At 40.4% G+C, this 17445-nt stretch carries 14 protein-coding genes, 1 tRNA gene, 1 rRNA gene and 4 pseudogenes; 13 read left to right on the forward strand and 7 right to left on the reverse strand.

The features are described from left to right. Positions 1-10: 10 nt before the first annotated feature. Positions 11-841 (reverse strand): annotated as a pseudogene (locus SCSC_RS01335) (family 4 glycosyl hydrolase); the annotation flags it as partial. Between the two features lie 292 nt (positions 842-1133). Here SCSC_RS01335 and SCSC_RS01340 point away from each other — a divergent pair. Both SCSC_RS01340 and SCSC_RS01345 read left to right on the forward strand, forming a co-directional pair. After that, positions 1134-1973: a Cof-type HAD-IIB family hydrolase gene (locus tag SCSC_RS01340; protein WP_006269794.1), complete on the forward strand. Its 840-nt coding sequence runs from the start codon at positions 1134-1136 to the stop codon at positions 1971-1973. Positions 1974-1984: 11 nt separating this feature from the next. Continuing rightward, positions 1985-2593, forward strand: a pseudogene (locus tag SCSC_RS01345) (histidine phosphatase family protein). A gap of 80 nt (positions 2594-2673) precedes the next feature. On the opposite strand, the gene SCSC_RS01350 reads toward SCSC_RS01345, so the two are convergent. From SCSC_RS01350 to SCSC_RS01360, 3 genes and pseudogenes are all read right to left on the reverse strand, one after another. After that, complete coding sequence (locus SCSC_RS01350) at positions 2674-3102, reverse strand: hypothetical protein (RefSeq protein ID WP_020997594.1); 429 nt, start codon at positions 3100-3102, stop codon at positions 2674-2676. After that, positions 3077-3937 (reverse strand): phosphodiester glycosidase family protein, encoded by an 861-nt coding sequence (locus SCSC_RS01355; protein ID WP_052029540.1) that lies wholly within the window; start codon positions 3935-3937, stop codon positions 3077-3079. Before SCSC_RS01355 ends, SCSC_RS01350 begins: the two co-directional genes overlap by 26 nt. A 40-nt stretch (positions 3938-3977) precedes the next feature. After that, positions 3978-5020, reverse strand: a pseudogene (locus SCSC_RS01360) (GtrA family protein). Between the two features lie 276 nt (positions 5021-5296). Here SCSC_RS01360 and rpsF point away from each other — a divergent pair. Genes rpsF through rpsR form a run of 3 tightly spaced genes read left to right on the forward strand, consistent with a single transcriptional unit; the run spans position 5297 to position 6366 of the window. After that, complete coding sequence (gene rpsF / locus SCSC_RS01365) at positions 5297-5587, forward strand: 30S ribosomal protein S6 (RefSeq protein ID WP_003074536.1); 291 nt, start codon at positions 5297-5299, stop codon at positions 5585-5587. An 11-nt stretch (positions 5588-5598) separates the two neighbouring features. Continuing rightward, positions 5599-6090: a single-stranded DNA-binding protein gene (locus SCSC_RS01370; RefSeq protein ID WP_003030533.1), complete on the forward strand. Its 492-nt coding sequence runs from the start codon at positions 5599-5601 to the stop codon at positions 6088-6090. Between the two features lie 36 nt (positions 6091-6126). Continuing rightward, on the forward strand, positions 6127-6366 hold the full coding sequence (rpsR, locus tag SCSC_RS01375; protein WP_000068664.1) for a 30S ribosomal protein S18: 240 nt from the start codon (positions 6127-6129) through the stop codon (positions 6364-6366). Between the two features lie 173 nt (positions 6367-6539). On the opposite strand, the gene SCSC_RS01380 is transcribed toward rpsR, so the two are convergent. Further along, a complete protein-coding gene (locus SCSC_RS01380) occupies positions 6540-7217 on the reverse strand; it encodes a DUF1129 domain-containing protein (RefSeq protein ID WP_006269791.1) in 678 nt (225 codons plus the stop codon). Between the two features lie 15 nt (positions 7218-7232). After that, positions 7233-8177, reverse strand: a complete 945-nt coding sequence (locus SCSC_RS01385; protein ID WP_003070861.1) for a magnesium transporter CorA family protein — start codon at positions 8175-8177, stop codon at positions 7233-7235. A 122-nt stretch (positions 8178-8299) separates the two neighbouring features. On the opposite strand from SCSC_RS01385, the gene uvrA reads away from it, so the two are divergent. Further along, on the forward strand, positions 8300-11125 hold the full coding sequence (uvrA, locus tag SCSC_RS01390; protein WP_006269795.1) for an excinuclease ABC subunit UvrA: 2826 nt from the start codon (positions 8300-8302) through the stop codon (positions 11123-11125). Positions 11126-11297: 172 nt separating this feature from the next. Here the strand turns inward: uvrA and SCSC_RS01395 are convergent. Beyond that, a pseudogene (locus tag SCSC_RS01395) lies at positions 11298-12054 on the reverse strand (hypothetical protein). 147 nt (positions 12055-12201) lie between these two features. Here SCSC_RS01395 and SCSC_RS01400 point away from each other — a divergent pair. From SCSC_RS01400 to SCSC_RS01430, 7 genes are all read left to right on the forward strand, one after another. Next, positions 12202-13263 carry a M24 family metallopeptidase gene (locus SCSC_RS01400; protein ID WP_006270623.1) on the forward strand — a complete coding sequence of 354 codons (1062 nt, stop codon included), beginning with the start codon at positions 12202-12204 and terminating at the stop codon, positions 13261-13263. A 58-nt stretch (positions 13264-13321) separates the two neighbouring features. Then, on the forward strand, positions 13322-13882 hold the full coding sequence (gene efp, locus SCSC_RS01405) for an elongation factor P (protein WP_003026309.1): 561 nt from the start codon (positions 13322-13324) through the stop codon (positions 13880-13882). A gap of 109 nt (positions 13883-13991) precedes the next feature. Further along, positions 13992-14381: an Asp23/Gls24 family envelope stress response protein gene (locus SCSC_RS01410; RefSeq protein ID WP_003074522.1), complete on the forward strand. Its 390-nt coding sequence runs from the start codon at positions 13992-13994 to the stop codon at positions 14379-14381. Beyond that, positions 14374-14799: a transcription antitermination factor NusB gene (gene nusB / locus SCSC_RS01415; protein ID WP_006270622.1), complete on the forward strand. Its 426-nt coding sequence runs from the start codon at positions 14374-14376 to the stop codon at positions 14797-14799. Before SCSC_RS01410 ends, nusB begins: the two co-directional genes overlap by 8 nt. 215 nt (positions 14800-15014) lie before the next feature. After that, complete coding sequence (locus SCSC_RS01420; protein ID WP_037598771.1) at positions 15015-15497, forward strand: sigma-70 RNA polymerase sigma factor region 4 domain-containing protein; 483 nt, start codon at positions 15015-15017, stop codon at positions 15495-15497. A gap of 200 nt (positions 15498-15697) precedes the next feature. Beyond that, positions 15698-17253 (forward strand): 16S ribosomal RNA (locus SCSC_RS01425). Positions 17254-17309: 56 nt separating this feature from the next. Next, positions 17310-17382 (forward strand) — tRNA-Ala (locus SCSC_RS01430). Positions 17383-17445 lie beyond the last annotated feature (63 nt).

Genomic DNA, 17445 nt, shown 5'->3' on the forward strand with positions numbered 1-17445 from the left:
CCTTGCTGGCGGGATCCTTATAAAGTTCAAATAAATCGTGTTCAATTTGTTTGACCTGCTCAGCACGCGTACCGATTGTCCGATATTCCTCTAAGTTATGAGTTGATATTTCTTCAAAACGATAATAATAGCGATGATAATCACAAGGAATCATCTTCATTTGTTGAAGCTGTTCTTTAAAGTAAGGAATTTCGTAAATATTCTTAGGAATTCCTTTACTGTTATCAAATAATTTATCAATCAAGGTTAAGGCGATATCATTGCTGTCTTTATCTGCAACCTTATGCCAATGAAAATGATTGACTCCAGCGAATTGGTAAATTAAATTTTCTGAATCCATACCAAGAACTTCAGCTTCTCGCATCTTGGCTGCAACTGGTATATTACAAATCCTGATGACTTTTTCCCAATTTCCATAACGCAAAACAGCTTCTGTGACCATACCTACTGGATTTGTAAAGTTGATGAGCCAGGCATTGGGGCAGAGTCATTTCATGTCTTCGACAATTGCTAAAATCACTGGAATCGTTCGAAGGGCTTTGAAAATTTCTCCAGGCTCCTTTGTTTCTTGCCCAAGTAGTCCATAGGAAGCAGGGATTGCTTGGGCAAGAATGCGAGTGGAGAGTTGTTCCACGCGAAACTGTGTTGTTACAAAATCAGCGTTCTTCAGAGCTTCTGTCCAATCCAAGGTTGAATGAATTTTCACATTATGTCCCGAAGCGTTCCACATTTTTTGAGGCATGGCGGCTATGATATCTTGTTTTTCTTTCCCAGCAGGAACATCAAGCAGCCAGATTTCTTTAATAGGAAGATCGGTATAACGTTTGGTAAATCCTTCCATTTGTCATTGCTGTCAATAAAGTGAAAACAGTAGAAGAATAATTGTAACTTTTAAAATAAATATGAACCTTTCCAGCTAGCTTTCTTTTATCTGTTGAAAAGGCTTTTTACTATTTTGAATTCTGATGAATCTGTGATGAGTAGATTGTTTTCTCTTTGCATTAGATGTGTATTTAGAAATATATTTCATAGAATAGTATCAGTATTTGTGAATATCTATAGAAAAGAGTAGGAAAAGAAAAATATAATAGAATAGTAGAAAATAATTTATTGACGAAAGCAGGTGAACTATAATGAAGGAAATTATCTTTTTAGATGTAGATGGTACGATTGTTGATTATGCGAATCATATTCTTTCCTCTGCTGTAAAGGCTATTTGTCAGGCGCGTGAAAAAGATCATCTGGTTTATGTCTGTACTGGACGTAGTAGGGCTGAAATGCCTGAGAAAATCTGGAAGATTGGTTTTGATGGTATGGTTGGTGGGAGTGGTTCTTATGTAGAGCACGAAGGTCAGATTATCATGCATCAGTTAATTCCGTTGGATGTGGAAAAACGAGTAGTGGACTGGTTGCATAGACGCGGCTTGGAATTTTACTTGGAGAGCAATAATGGTCTGTTTGCCAGTGAAGATTTTCGTGAGGTAGCTCGTCCAGTATTACGCGCCTATGCTCAGGGAAAGGAAGCGAGTGCAGAAGAAGTAGGACAATTGGAAGCTGAAGAAGCTCTTCATGGGTTAGTTTATGGAGCTGAACTTTATCGTGCAGATCTCAATAAAATCAGTTTTATTCTCAAATCTTATCAAGATCATTTGGATTCTAAAGAAGCTTTTCCGGAGTTGAAAGCTGGTACATGGGGTGGCAAAGGAGAGCACGCTCTTTTTGGTGATTTGGGAGTCAAGAATATTACAAAGGCTCACGCAATTGATGTATTGCTCGAATATCTAGGAGCGAAAAAAGAAGATACGATTGCTATTGGGGACGCTAAGGTAGATATTCCTATGCTGGAATATTGCCAAGTTGGAGTTGCTATGGGAAATGGTGGACCAGAAATTCTAGCCATGGCTGATGTGATTACTGATGATGTGGTTGAGGACAGTTTCTACAATGCTTTTGAAAAATTAGGACTTCTTTAGAGGAATAGTTTATGACAAAAACACTTTATTTGATGCGACACGGGCAAATTTTATTCAATAAGCGGTATCGGATTCAAGGTTGGTGTGATGCTCCCTTAACGCCTTTGGAGATTTATCAAGCTCAGGAGGCAGGTCAATATTTTAAGGATGCGGGCATTGTTTTTGATGATGCTGCCTACAGTTAACCTCAGAGCGAGCTTGTGACACATTAGAGCTAGTGACGGACGGACAAATTCTTATTTACGAGTAAAGGGGCTAAAAGAATGGAATTTTGGTCTTTTTGAAGCGCAGCCTGAGCGACTGCAATCTAAGTTTCGCGCAGGAGCCACTTCTTTTGAAGATTTATTTGTTCCTTACGGAGGAGAGGCTGTTGAACAAGTTGGTGAGCGGGTGTTGATGACATTGACTGAAGTTATGGAAAAAGCTCAAGCAGAACCAATTCTAGCAGTCAGTCCGGTGGTGCTATGTGGGCCTTCTATCTCAAGGCTACAGCTCAAAATCTGGATCCCAAGGAGCGCTTTGGTAACTGTGCTATCTGTCATTTCCATTATGACCAGGAGCATTTTAAGTTAGCAGAAGTTATTGATCCACTGACAGGTGATGTTTATGACTGTAAATGAAAAAAGTCTGGGAAAATAAGATTTCTCAGACTCTTGTTTTGTAAAGAGGGGGAACTATGATGCTTTAAGTTCTGTATGTGTTAATCCTTTTTGGTATCTTGTATGTCTATCTCCCATACGCTTCTGGTAAAAATCATTGAGAGTAGAGCTAGCCCGGCTAATCCAATTCCAACATACCAGTAAGGTAAATCCAGTGTGGTAGAGCGACCAGATAGATTGACAATACCGCGAAAAAGAACGCCAACGGCAATGGTTGCGACCGCAGAATTCCAAAGATTGAGACTGAGTCGCGAAAGATTAGGAATAAGTTTTTGAAAAATAAGGAGCACAACCCCACCTATCAGCGGTACTCCGAAGAGCCAGTGCATATAGACTGAAGTCTCTCCAAAACTGAAGTGTTCGTAAATGCGACTAAAGATAAAGAAGAATACTGTAATTAGGGTATAGACCACCGCTGTCTTTTTAAAACGTTTGTTGTTTGTTTTAGTAACCAATGTAGACAATGTCACTCACCGCCCTTTCTGAAATTGTTCCGTTAGTCGTTGGTTTATTGACGACTTTTCGATTAAAGTAAAGAGTAGACGAACCACCGCCATCCAGATTATAAGCAGTTTTAACACCATAGGATTTCATCACCTGAGCTAGTTGGTAAAGAGACAGGCCTTGACTTTCAGATGTTCGGCCGTCTGATACAACGATGACATAATGGGTTTTATCAATTATCCCAATAGCTGTACGTGGATTAGAAGCCATGGATTGCCCCACTTCCGAATTACTTGAAACAGTAATCTTACCGTTGTTAACTAAAGTAGGACCAAAGGCAAGAAGGTTTACAACACCATTTTTAACCAAGTCTTCAGCAGAAACATCATTTTCGTAAACAATTCCGAAACTCCCATCTTTATAAATCGCTAGATCACCATTACTAGCATCTTCACGAACGGTATTTCGATAGACAACACCATTGCGGATGACGTAACCAGTTGTATTTGCTCCGTAGAAATCACCGTTGATAGCCAGAATGGCATTGTTATTGGCTGCTGTAACCGAAGTCTTAGCGGTTACGTTATTTCCATATGTATTTTGTGCTAGAGCAGTTTTAAGATATTTGGGGGAGCTGACCGTAATATCTGCAATGTACACTTTTGTGTTGCTGACGTTTTTTGTAGTTAGGTTAATGGAAACATTATCGTCCTTATAGCTTTTATTTGTCTTTGTCGCATTTGTTGCTGTTTTAGCATTTGTTGTGCTGGTGGAGGTAGAAGAGGATTTGACTGTTGTAATAGCTTCTGATAGAACAAAAGTTTTTAACATGGAGTAGGTAAACGATCCTGTTAGCAACATACCAAAGAGACTAGCATAGGTATAGGATTTTTTTAAAATTTCATGATAAGGTGTGAGTCCCTTCTTTGAAAATAATTTTTTTTGAACGAGCCAAGATAGGCAAAAGAGCAGTGATCCGACAATGATTTTAACAATCAGCAAATTGAGACCGAAAATGGCGTAAAATAGTCTGATTAAAAGGGTGTCGAGGATAAACAAGCCCAAGGCTAACCCGAAATAACCAGTCCCTGTTTTGGTAACGCTGTCTTTATTTTTAAAGACCAGTTTTTTATTTGTGGAATAATTGACAATTGAGCTCGTGACACGAGCTACTCCATTTGCCAGTAAAATTTTGAGACTAGTTGGCACTGTAGCAAGCACCAAAAGGGCTAGCGCATAGACGATATAGTCAATCAAAAAACTACTAATTGAAGAAAGAGCAAATTTAAACATCTTTTTGTAAATCATGAATCCGTCGCGTATTGGTCTAAAGTGAGAAGCTTGATTGTCATTGATATAAATGGTTTCAATTGGAACTTCGCTGATAGGATATTTTGTAGAAGCAGATAACAGCATATTCATTTCGTATTCATAACGCTGTCCTTCAATCTCTAACATAAATGGAATCATATTGGTTGTAAAGCCACGAAGTCCGGTCTGAGTATCTGTCACAGAAACACCAGTCTGTCGCTGAAATGGGAATCGTGTTACTTTATTTCCAAAAGCCGAGCGCAAAGAGACCTTTCCAGAAAAAGAACGAACTCCCAGAATTAAGTGGTTGGGGTTTTCTTGAGCTTTTTTGCTCACGCGAAAAATATCCCATACGTTGTGTTGACCATCCGCATCAGCTGTAACTACTGTCCCATATTGTCCTAAGGTATCAATATAAGTAAAAGCGTTTTTCAATGCCTGTCCTTTTCCTTGATTGCTTGGATAGCATAAAATAATAGCGTATTTCTGAGCTTCTTGAAAAATCGAATCATAACTAGCTGGGCTACCGTCATTAACAACAACGACATGCAAGGAACTCTTTGCCTTCACCCTTTGTAAAAGATGAATGAGAGTGAGGTCAGGTTTGTAAGCAGGAATGACTAAAAAATCCATGTGCGCACTCCTTTCTTAGACGAATGATAGAAAAGATACACATTAGTATAGAGATGCTAACTTAAAGCTAACTGATATCAGCTTTCTTTAAGGTTTTGGAGTAGGAAATGTAAGGAACATGTACTAAAAAAGAAGATATTAGAGAACGTTTCAAAAAACACATACGGGTTTTTCTTGCTATTTCCCAAAAAGTTTAGTATAATAGTTATTCGTGAGAAAACCTCACTTACCCCTTGCAATGGCTGGGGGTCATTAGACCAAAAGGAGGAAAAATCAATGGCTAAATACGAAATTCTTTATATTATTCGTCCAAACATTGAAGAAGAAGCAAAAAACGCTTTGGTAGCACGCTTTGACTCTATCTTGACTGGCAATGGTGCAACTGTTGTTGAATCAAAAGACTGGGAAAAACGTCGTCTTGCATACGAAATCCAAGATTTCCGTGAAGGACTATACCATATCGTGAACGTTGAAGCTGAAGACGCAGTTGCTTTAAATGAATTTGATCGTCTTTCAAAAATCAACGCTGACATTCTTCGTCACATGATCGTCAAACTTGACGCATAAGAAGGGTTACTATGATAAATAACGTTGTACTTGTGGGTCGGATGACCCGAGATGCCGAGCTTCGCTATACGCCGCAAAATCAAGCGGTCGCAACTTTTACTCTTGCTGTCAATCGCAATTTTAAAAATCAAAGTGGCGAGAGAGAAGCAGATTTCATTAACGTTGTAATTTGGCGCCAGCAGGCAGAAAATCTTGCAAATTGGGCTAAAAAAGGAGCGCTTATCGGAATTACTGGTCGGATTCAGACACGTAACTACGAAAACCAGCAAGGTCAACGTGTCTATGTGACAGAAGTCGTAGCGGATAATTTCCAACTATTGGAAAGCCGTGCTAGTCGTGAAGGTCAATCTTCTGGTGGCTATGCTTCCAACAACTTCGGAAATTCATCTTCCAATTTTGGTAACGCAACTTCTGCCAACCAAGTACCTAACTTTTCTCGTGATGAAAATCCATTTGGGAATACCAATCCAATGGACATCTCAGATGACGATCTACCATTTTAATGGACAAACAGAATAATGATATAAAGGAGAAAGAACATGGCTCAACAACGTCGTGGCGGATTTAAACGCCGTAAAAAAGTTGATTACATCGCAGCAAACAAGATTGAATATGTTGATTACAAAGATACTGAGCTTCTTAGCCGTTTTGTTTCAGAACGTGGGAAAATTCTTCCTCGTCGTGTAACAGGAACTTCAGCTAAGAACCAACGTAAAGTAACAACAGCGATCAAACGCGCTCGCGTAATGGCTTTGATGCCGTTCGTAAACGAAGATTAAAATATAAAAAAGAGCTTGAATTTATAAAAATCAGGCTCTTTTTATATAAAGTCAAGTGAGTAACTTAACGGGTTGCTTTTCTTATGCTCGAAATTGATTTGAAGTGGTAATTTCTTATTCAAAACATCCGCTTGTTTCAGTTTCAACAAGCAGATGTTCAAATAAAAATATGACTAAAGTTGTCTTGGTGCGGTTAAAGCACTGCGGATATTGAATTTCTTTTTGAGATAGAAACGAAGTGCCAAAGTTGCTCCGCCAAACACTAGAATAAATAAGTTTGGCAGCTTTGGATTTAAAACTGCTGGCAACAGGAAGGTTGTTCCATAAAGAACAATAGCCCATAATATCGTAGCAGCTGAAATGATTAGGAGCGATTTGAAAAATGGTGGCTTTTGACTTTGGTCTTGGTCGGAATAATAAAAGCGGTAAATAAAGTAATACATTCCGTAAAATACGAGTGCACCTACTGCACTACCGAGCACAATCGTCACAATACCATAATTGCTAGGATTTTTGGAGAATAAGTTAACACTACTATTTAAGATAGCAAATAAACTAAAGACAAATAAGAAAGCGTCCATAATCATGAGATACGGATTGGTATTTTCTTTGATAGTTTGAGCTTCTTTTTGTTTTGCTTCTGAAAAATTCGCTGCCCAAACAGTAGGTGCTCCATAAAGTCCGCGAGCGGTAATTCCTTTTGCTTGATTTTCAAGAATCGTTGGGATGATTTCCTCTAGCAGGGCTTTGATTTCTTCGTTTGTCTTTCCATCTTTGATGAGTTGGTGGGTTGCGATACGGACAAATTCTTGATTTTTTTTGCTGAGTTTATCCAAAGAAACTTGTGTCATAAGATCTCCTTTTAATTAAAATAATTTTTTGTGAATGAGGTAAACTGTCAGTGAAACACTGATCGCAAAGGCGATGAAAATAATAATCCAAAAAGCATGTGGCTCCCCATTGAGTGGTAAGTCATTGTTTTTGAAATTCATTCCATAGGCTGAGAAAATCATAGTTGGAATGGACATGACAATCGTCACTAAAGCTAGAGCTTTCATGATGTTATTTTGATTATTTGAAATGATAGAAGCAAACGTATCTGTCATACTGTGCAAGATATTTCCATAAATATCTGCCATCTCAATTGCCTGTTGAGTTTCGATGAGTGTATCTTCTAGCAAATCCTCATCTTCCAAATATTTTTTGATATTACTTGTAGCACTGGTTAATTTTTTTATTACACGCTCATTGGTTTTTAAGGACGCTTTGAAATAGACAATCGTTTTTTCAAGTTCCATGAGTTCAATTAGTTCTTCATTCCGAGTTGATTTGTGTAGCTGACTTTCAATTTGCTCGCTTTTACGATCAATGGAACGAAGCGCTGTCAAATACAGCTCGGCGTTTCGATAAAGAATTTGGAAAATAAAGCGAGAACGCATAAACGTATAGAAATTACGTAATCGTCGATTAATAAAAATATCAAGTAATGGAAGTTTTTCCAAACAGGTAGTAATAATCGCATCTTCAGTGATGATAATTCCCAGAGGAATGGTGACATAGTAAGTCTGATTATTTCGCTCCTCTGTAATTGGAACATCCACGATAATCAAAGTATATTCATCTTCGATGGTAACACGAGACATTTCCTCTGCGTCAAGGGGTGCTCGTAAGTCCGTAATATCAATGTCAAAGGCATTGGAAATTTCAGTAGACTCACTTTGAGAAGGGTTGACTAAATTGATCCAAGTCCCCGACTCAAGTGTATCAATTTCTTTAAATTCAGTTGTTGTTGATAGAAAGACTTGTTTCATGTTTTCCTCCTTCAGTTATTTGCACACCGTACTATTATACTATAAAATTCCGAGTTTTTGGGTAAAAGATTGAAGAAAATTTTGTTATAATAGAAAGAAGTTTAAAATAAAGTGTGGTAAGAATGCAGGATAAAATTATCATTCATGGAGCACGAGCTCATAATTTAAAAAATATTGATGTTACGATTCCGCGGGACAAACTGGTTGTAGTGACTGGTTTGTCTGGTTCGGGCAAGTCTAGTTTAGCTTTTGATACTCTTTACGCAGAGGGACAACGGCGTTATGTGGAAAGTCTGTCGGCTTATGCTCGTCAATTTTTGGGTAACATGGAAAAACCGGATGTGGATTCAATTGACGGTCTTAGCCCTGCTATTTCTATTGACCAAAAAACGACTAGCAAGAATCCTCGTTCAACAGTCGGAACAGCTACAGAAATCAATGATTACCTCCGTTTGCTCTATGCGCGTGTGGGAACTCCATATTGTATCAATGGGCATGGAGCCATTAAAGCTTCTTCTGTAGAACAAATCGTCAATCAAGTTTTGGAATTACCCGAACGTCAGCGATTACAAATTCTAGCGCCAGTTATCCGTAAGAAAAAAGGACAGCACAAGACAATATTTGATAAAATCCAAAAAGATGGGTATGTACGAGTGCGCGTGGACGGGGACGTTTATGATGTAACCGAAGTCCCAGAGCTTTCTAAAACGAAAAAGCATGATATCGAAGTAGTGGTAGACCGGATTGTCATTAAGGGCGGTGTACGCAGTCGTCTCTTTGACTCGGTAGAAGCGGCTCTTCGTCTGGCTGAAGGCTATGTGGTGATTGATACGATGGATGGAAAAGAGTTGCTTTTTTCCGAGCACTATGCCTGTCCAGTCTGTGGCTTTACGGTTTCTGAGCTAGAACCGCGCCTTTTCTCTTTTAATGCCCCATTTGGGTCCTGCTCTGACTGTGACGGCTTAGGTATCAAGTTAGAGGTTGATTTGGATCTTGTAGTGCCTGATAGTAGTAAAACATTACGTGAAGGAGCTCTAGCACCGTGGAATCCAATTTCTTCTAGTTATTATCCGCAAATGTTAGCTCAGGCGATGGAAGCCTTTGGCATCGATATGGATAAGCCTTTTGAGGAATTGAATGAGGAAGAAAAACAGCTGATTTTCTTTGGCTCAGATGGTCGGGAATTCCATTTTCACTATGAAAATGAATTTGGTGGCGTGCGGGATATCGACATCCCTTTTGAAGGAGTAGTAACCAATATCAACCGCCGCTATCATGAAACTAATAGTGATTTTACCCGTAGCCAAATGCGACTTTATATGAATGAGTTGACTTGTGCAAGTTGCCATGGTTATCGACTGAATCCACAAGCCTTGTCTGTTAAAGTAGGCGGTGAAAATGGTCTCAATATTGGTCAAGTGTCTGATTTGTCTATTGCAGATCATTTAGAATTACTTTCTCATCTGACTTTGACTGAAAATGAAGTGGCCATTGCAACACCGATTATCAAAGAAATCCGAGATCGCTTGACTTTTCTGAATAATGTCGGGCTTAATTACTTGACACTATCTCGTTCTGCTGGAACTCTATCAGGTGGTGAGAGTCAGCGGATTCGCTTGGCAACTCAAATTGGCTCCAACCTTAGTGGAGTCCTTTATATCTTAGATGAACCGTCTATTGGCTTGCACCAGCGGGATAACAATCGCTTGATTGCCAGTCTCAAAAAAATGCGTGATTTGGGCAATACTCTCATCGTAGTTGAACATGACGAGGACACCATGCGCGAGGCTGATTGGTTGATTGATGTTGGACCTGGAGCAGGTGTTTTTGGTGGTGAAATTGTTGCGGCAGGCACTCCAGAGCAAGTTGCAAAAAGCAAGAAATCAATTACAGGTCAGTATTTATCGGGTAAACGTGAAATTCCACTGCCATTGGAGCGCCGCGTAGGAAACGGCCGCTTTATTGAAGTCACAGGTGCGCGCGAGCACAATTTGCAAAACATCACGGTCCGCTTCCCGTTGGGAAAATTTATAGCCGTGACAGGGGTTTCCGGTTCTGGGAAATCGACCTTGGTTAATTCCGTTTTGAAAAAAGCAATCGCTCAAAAACTCAATCGTAATTCAGACAAACCGGGTAAATTCAAAAATATTTCAGGAATTGAGCATATTGATCGTTTGATTGATATTGACCAGAGCCCGATTGGCCGAACACCAAGATCTAATCCAGCGACGTATACTGGCGTCTTTGATGATATTCGCGATCTCTTTGCTCAGACTAACGAAGCCAAGATTCGTGGGTATAAAAAAGGGCGTTTCTCTTTCAATGTGAAGGGGGGGCGCTGCGAGGCCTGCTCTGGGGATGGGATTATCAAGATTGAGATGCACTTTTTACCAGATGTTTATGTCCCTTGTGAGGTTTGCCATGGAACACGGTACAATAGTGAAACCTTGGAAGTGCACTACAAGGAGAAAAATATTGCTCAAGTTTTGGATATGACGGTCAATGATGCAGTGGAATTTTTTAAGCATATTCCTAAAATTGAGCGGAAACTTCAGACCATCAAAGACGTAGGACTAGGATATGTAACGTTAGGACAACCTGCCACAACTCTGTCTGGTGGGGAGGCTCAGCGGATGAAACTAGCCAGCGAACTTCACAAGCGCTCAACAGGTAAGTCTTTCTATATTCTGGATGAACCAACTACAGGTCTGCACACGGAGGATATTGCGAAACTTCTCCAAGTGCTATCACGTTTTGTAGATGATGGCAACACGGTTCTCGTCATCGAGCATAATTTGGACGTTATTAAGACGGCCGATCACATTATTGACCTTGGACCAGAAGGTGGTATTGGTGGAGGTACTATTATTGCTACTGGTACACCAGAAGAAGTAGCTGCAAACTCTGTTAGCTATACTGGCCAGTATCTAAAAGGAAAGTTAAAATAAGATTTAAAAGAGGCTGGGACAAAAGTCCGACCTCAAATATAAAAAGCGAACAAAACTAGTTTTCTGGTAATCAGAATTCTGCTTTATTCGCTTTTCGCATTTAATTATAGATTAGAAGGGCTTAATAATTAAGATTTTTAAAAATTGAAATCTTTTTGTCCCAAACTCTTTTTTATAATAAATTACGAATTTTTTCTTTTATAAATGGGTTAAGAGAATAGTGTTTATCCAGATATTCTAGGAGTGCTTGAGCAGACTCAGAAATGCGTTCGTAACCTTGCAAAAAAGTGAGGCAATTGCTTGGCTTCCTTGGGATAACCTTCTTCAAATCGTCTGTTGGTATTAAAGACATCTATAAAATTAGATTTAGAAGTTGTTTCCAAACTGATTAGTTCAGTCCAAAGCTTGACGGATCTGTTTTGGATGAAATCATAAGCAGCTAATTTTTCGCCTCGCTGATAGCGACCTAGCCCTAAATATAGATTACATGAAATTTCTCCCAACAGCCATTCACAGTCTCTGTTTTCTTTTGATGGCAGTCTTTGTGGCTGACAGATTGTTTCATCAAAACCGACCTCCTTCCAGATAATCTTGCCTTCAGCGAAGGGAATGTTTGCTAGTTCATGAGCTTCAAAGACAGCAAATTCACAAAAAACATCATCTTCAAATAGAACTTTATGTCCATCTACTGTATTTTGGTAGTGAAATGCAATTGGTTCTAGCTTACTTAACCAGGTTAGGTCTTGGATATAGGTCTGCTTGTAACCATCTTTTACAATAACAAAGAAGTCTAAATCTGAGTACTGATCCAATCGTTCTCTTTCTGTTCCGCAAGAACCAAGTGCCAGCAAAGCTAGTGCTTGGTTCGAATCTTTTAGAGACTGACCAATCTCATCTAGTCTTTGTAACAGTAATTCTGTTTTATTCATATCGTTACCTCATTCTTTCTTGTTTAACAAAAATTATACATTTAGCGCTTTCAAATGTCAATTTCATCTAATCCTAGCTATATAGATTGTATTATTTTCGGTATTTTTTTGCTATAATAAATTGAATCATTTTACGGAGGTTTTCTCATGTTATCAAGAGTTGAAAAATTTGAAGTAGCCTTAAAACAGACAGAGTGTGATGCTGTCTTAGTAACCAATTTGAAGAATATTTACTATCTGACGGGTTTTAGCGGAACAGAAGCGACGGTTTTTATTAGCAAAACGCGACGGATTTTTTTGACAGATTCCCGCTACACCTTGATTGCCAAAGGTGTGGTCAAAGGATTTGATATTATTGAAACGCGTGATGCTTTGGGGGAAATCGCTAAAATTATCGGGGACGATAAGTTAGAAAAAATTGGTTTTGATGATCAAGTGTCCTATGCTTACTTCGAGATGCTGAAACGCGTGTTTGCAGCCTATAAACTGATAGCTATGAGCAGTTTCATCGAGAATCTACGCATGATAAAAGATGCGGAAGAAATTGATACGATTCGAAAAGCTTGTCAAATTTCCGATCAAGCCTTTCTAGATGTATTAGACTTTATCAAACCAGGTGAGACAACTGAGTTGGCAGTTATGAACTTTTTAGATGCTCGCATGCGCAAACTTGGTGCTTCAGGTGCGTCTTTTGACTTCATCATCGCCTCAGGATACCGTTCTGCCATGCCTCATGGAGTAGCTAGTGAGAAAGTGATTCAAACTGGTGAAACCTTGACGATGGACTTTGGTTGTTATTACAATCACTATGTTAGCGATATGACACGAACTATTCATGTAGGTCATGTGACGGATGAGGAGCGTGAGATTTATGATATTGTCTTGCGTGCCAACAAGGCTTTGATTGATCAAGCCAAGGCTGGAGTCAGTCGTATTGACTTTGATCGGATTCCACGTCAGATCATCAATGATGCGGGTTACGGAGCTTATTTTACTCATGGGATTGGTCATGGAATCGGGCTTGATATTCATGAAATTCCTTACTTTGGTAAGTCCTCTGAGTCGATTGAAACAGGGATGGTTTTAACAGATGAGCCAGGTATCTATCTGGATGGTAAATATGGCGTCCGTATTGAAGATGATCTTGTCATCACGGAAACGGGTTGTGAAGTATTGACTCTTGCCCCAAAAGAGCTAATTGTGATTTGAGAATTGTCAATCTTTATGATAAAATAAAGAGAAATCTATTTTAAAAGAGGTAATAATAATGATTGAAGCAAGTAAGCTGAAAGCTGGTATGACGTTTGAAACAACGGATGGGAAATTGATTCGTGTCCTTGAAGCAAGCCACCATAAACCAGGTAAAGGGAATACTGTTATGCGTATGAAACTACGTGATGTACGTACAGGTTCAACTTTTGATACAACTTACCGTCCAGAAGAAAAATTTGAACAAGCGATTATTGAAACACGTCCAGCACAGTACTTATACCAAATGGATGACACGGCTTATTTCATGGATACAGAGTCATTTGAACAATATGAAATCCCAGTAGCAAATGTAGAGCAAGAATTGAAATTTATCCTTGAAAATTCAGAAGTGAAAATTCAATTCTACGGAAGTGAAGTTATTGGTGTTACGGTTCCAACGACCGTAGAATTAGTTGTAACAGATACACAACCTTCTATCAAAGGAGCAACAGTAACAGGTTCTGGTAAACCAGCTACTCTTGAAACGGGTCTCGTAGTAAACGTACCAGACTTTATCGAAGTCGGACAAAAATTGATTATCAATACGCAAGAAGGAACCTACGTTTCTCGTGCATAATTTATTCTAAGAACTAGAAGTTCTTAATTACTATTAAACGGGGACTTGGAGTCTAGCAATCATTGAACAGACTCCCAGAATATCTTTGTGTCTTAAGAAAGGACAAGTTATGGCAACTGAACAATTAGGCGAAATCGTTATCGCACCACGTGTCTTAGAAAAAATTATTGCTATTGCAACCGCTAAAGTAGATGGTGTTTACTCTTTCGCAAATAAAAGTATGTCTGATAACCTTGCAAAACGTTCTTTAGGACGTGGTGTCTATCTTCATACCGCCAGTGACGGCGAAGTAACTGTTGACATTTATTTATATTTAGAATACGGTGTAGGTGTTCCAGCGGTAGCAGTGGCTATTCAGAAAGCAGTGAAAAGTGCTGTTTCTGATATGGCAGAGGTTGAATTATCTGCAGTGAACATTCATGTAGCGGGTATTGTGCCTGAAAAAACACCAAAACCAGATTTAAAAGATTTGTTCGATGAGGATTTCCTCAATGACTGATGTACAACTGGAAGCAAGAAGAGAACTACGTGAACGTGCATTTCAAGCATTAATGAGTTTGGAATATGAAAAAGACATTGTAGAAGCGTGTCGTTTTGCATATCTCTATGATAAAGATATGACAAACGATTCTGATGTGGAACTTCCAGTCTTTTTATTGAACCTTGTCATGGGTGTTGAACAGTCTAAAAACGAGTTGGATGACAAGCTTAGCCAGTACCTAAAAGAAGGTTGGACTTTGGAACGTCTTACATTGATAGAAAAAAATATTCTTCGCTTGGGATTGTTTGAGATGACAGAGTTTAATACCCCTCAACTAGTCGCAATCAATGAAGCAATTGAGCTATCTAAGAAATTCTCAGATGAAAAATCGAGCAAGTTTATCAATGGTATTTTAAGTAAATTTGTTATAGAATAATTTTTAAGAAGAAATGAATATAGAATTGAGAGGACGAATTTCGTTCTCTCTTTTTCAATTTTTTCGCTGAACAGTTTCAGAAAACCTCTGAAGTTACAGGGATGCTGCTCACGAGACCCAGAAGAGATGCGCTAAGATAAAAAATAGATAGAAGAAAACCAAAGGTTTCTCCTTCATGCTATCCTTAAAAGGTAAGTAAAAAGAAGGAGAAGGAAATGGACTTCAAGGAGTTGTATGACAAGGTGAGAGGGATCGTACTGAAGTGTCGCCGGGAATATTATGTCCACCTGTGGGAGTTAAGTGATTGGGACCAAGAAGGGATGCTGGTCTTATATGAGTTGGTGAGTCGCTATCCGCAACTGGTAGAGTCAGAAAGTCGTCTCTATGTTTACTATAAGACCAAGTTCCGTAATCACATCAAGGACATCCTGCGCAAACAAGAAAGCCAAAAGCGCAAACTAGACCGTCAAGCTTATGAGGAAGTGAGCGAGATAGGTCACAAGCTCAGCCTGAAAGAACTCTATTTGGATGAATTGGTGATTCTCCGAGCCCAACTAAAGAGCTATCAAAAGCAGCTAAGTCCAGAGAAACAAGAACAGTATGAGCGCTTACTAGCAGATGAACGGTTTCAAGGACGCCAAGCGATGCTTCGGGAGTTACGGGCCTACTTACAAGATTACGATGAAAGAAAAAGCTAGAGGAAAATAAAAAAAGATGAAAAAAAGTATTGACAAGAAGAGGAGGAGGTGATATACTAAGATAGTTGTCGCTTGAGGGCGATAAAGACCTTTGAAAACTGAACAAGACGAACCAATGTGCAGGCGACTGTTGAGAGACAGTCCGTCAAACAAAAGAAAAATAAATCTGTCAGTGACAGAAATGAGTGAGAGCTCAAACTTTATATGAGAGTTTGATCCTGGCTCAGGACGAACGCTGGCGGCGTGCCTAATACATGCAAGTAGAACGCACAGGATGCACCGTAGTTTACTACACCGTATTCTGTGAGTTGCGAACGGGTGAGTAACGCGTAGGTAACCTGCCTGGTAGCGGGGGATAACTATTGGAAACGATAGCTAATACCGCATAAGAACATTTACTGCATGGTAGATGTTTAAAAGGTGCAAGAGCATCACTACCAGATGGACCTGCGTTGTATTAGCTAGTTGGTGAGGTAACGGCTCACCAAGGCAACGATACATAGCCGACCTGAGAGGGTGATCGGCCACACTGGGACTGAGACACGGCCCAGACTCCTACGGGAGGCAGCAGTAGGGAATCTTCGGCAATGGGGGGAACCCTGACCGAGCAACGCCGCGTGAGTGAAGAAGGTTTTCGGATCGTAAAGCTCTGTTGTTAAGGAAGAACGTGTGTGAGAGTGGAAAGTTCACACAGTGACGGTACTTAACCAGAAAGGGACGGCTAACTACGTGCCAGCAGCCGCGGTAATACGTAGGTCCCGAGCGTTGTCCGGATTTATTGGGCGTAAAGCGAGCGCAGGCGGTTAGATAAGTCTGAAGTGAAAGGCAGTGGCTCAACCATTGTAGGCTTTGGAAACTGTTTAACTTGAGTGCAGAAGGGGAGAGTGGAATTCCATGTGTAGCGGTGAAATGCGTAGATATATGGAGGAACACCGGTGGCGAAAGCGGCTCTCTGGTCTGTAACTGACGCTGAGGCTCGAAAGCGTGGGGAGCGAACAGGATTAGATACCCTGGTAGTCCACGCCGTAAACGATGAGTGCTAGGTGTTAGGTCCTTTCCGGGACTTAGTGCCGCAGCTAACGCATTAAGCACTCCGCCTGGGGAGTACGACCGCAAGGTTGAAACTCAAAGGAATTGACGGGGGCCCGCACAAGCGGTGGAGCATGTGGTTTAATTCGAAGCAACGCGAAGAACCTTACCAGGTCTTGACATCCCTCTGACCACTCTAGAGATAGAGTTTCCCTTCGGGGCAGAGGTGACAGGTGGTGCATGGTTGTCGTCAGCTCGTGTCGTGAGATGTTGGGTTAAGTCCCGCAACGAGCGCAACCCTTATTGTTAGTTGCCATCATTCAGTTGGGCACTCTAGCGAGACTGCCGGTAATAAACCGGAGGAAGGTGGGGATGACGTCAAATCATCATGCCCCTTATGACCTGGGCTACACACGTGCTACAATGGCTGGTACAACGAGTCGCAAGCCGGTGACGGCAAGCTAATCTCTGAAAGCCAGTCTCAGTTCGGATTGTAGGCTGCAACTCGCCTACATGAAGTCGGAATCGCTAGTAATCGCGGATCAGCACGCCGCGGTGAATACGTTCCCGGGCCTTGTACACACCGCCCGTCACACCACGAGAGTTTGTAACACCCGAAGTCGGTGAGGTAACCGTAAGGAGCCAGCCGCCTAAGGTGGGATAGATGATTGGGGTGAAGTCGTAACAAGGTAGCCGTATCGGAAGGTGCGGCTGGATCACCTCCTTTCTAAGGAAAAATCGGAAGCCATTGAGTTCGTTTTGTTTAGTTTTGAGAGGTCTTGTGGGGCCTTAGCTCAGCTGGGAGAGCGCCTGCTTTGCACGCAGGAGGTCAGCGGTTCGATCCCGCTAGGCTCCATTATCTAGGATGCAAAGAAATGAGATTCTTGTTCAACTAGATAAGATAGGATAGGTGTTCAAC

This window comes from Streptococcus constellatus subsp. constellatus (genome assembly GCF_023167545.1).
GTDB classification, from domain to species: Bacteria; Bacillota; Bacilli; order Lactobacillales; family Streptococcaceae; genus Streptococcus; species Streptococcus constellatus.

Excerpts from the sequence above, each read along its gene's own strand:
- SCSC_RS01380 (WP_006269791.1), bottom strand. The coding sequence starts at position 7,217 with ATGACACAAGTTTCTTTGGATAAACTCAGCAAAAAAAATCAAGAATTT.
- SCSC_RS01355 (WP_052029540.1), bottom strand. The coding sequence starts at position 3,937 with ATGTTGCTAACAGGATCGTTTACCTACTCCATGTTAAAAACTTTTGTT.
- SCSC_RS01340 (WP_006269794.1), top strand. The coding sequence starts at position 1,134 with ATGAAGGAAATTATCTTTTTAGATGTAGATGGTACGATTGTTGATTAT.
- SCSC_RS01410 (WP_003074522.1), top strand. The coding sequence starts at position 13,992 with ATGGCAACTGAACAATTAGGCGAAATCGTTATCGCACCACGTGTCTTA.
- rpsR (WP_000068664.1), top strand. The coding sequence starts at position 6,127 with ATGGCTCAACAACGTCGTGGCGGATTTAAACGCCGTAAAAAAGTTGAT.
- SCSC_RS01370 (WP_003030533.1), top strand. The coding sequence starts at position 5,599 with ATGATAAATAACGTTGTACTTGTGGGTCGGATGACCCGAGATGCCGAG.
- efp (WP_003026309.1), top strand. The coding sequence starts at position 13,322 with ATGATTGAAGCAAGTAAGCTGAAAGCTGGTATGACGTTTGAAACAACG.
- SCSC_RS01385 (WP_003070861.1), bottom strand. The coding sequence starts at position 8,177 with ATGAAACAAGTCTTTCTATCAACAACAACTGAATTTAAAGAAATTGAT.
- rpsF (WP_003074536.1), top strand. The coding sequence starts at position 5,297 with ATGGCTAAATACGAAATTCTTTATATTATTCGTCCAAACATTGAAGAA.
- SCSC_RS01400 (WP_006270623.1), top strand. The coding sequence starts at position 12,202 with ATGTTATCAAGAGTTGAAAAATTTGAAGTAGCCTTAAAACAGACAGAG.
- nusB (WP_006270622.1), top strand. The coding sequence starts at position 14,374 with ATGACTGATGTACAACTGGAAGCAAGAAGAGAACTACGTGAACGTGCA.
- SCSC_RS01420 (WP_037598771.1), top strand. The coding sequence starts at position 15,015 with ATGGACTTCAAGGAGTTGTATGACAAGGTGAGAGGGATCGTACTGAAG.
- uvrA (WP_006269795.1), top strand. The coding sequence starts at position 8,300 with ATGCAGGATAAAATTATCATTCATGGAGCACGAGCTCATAATTTAAAA.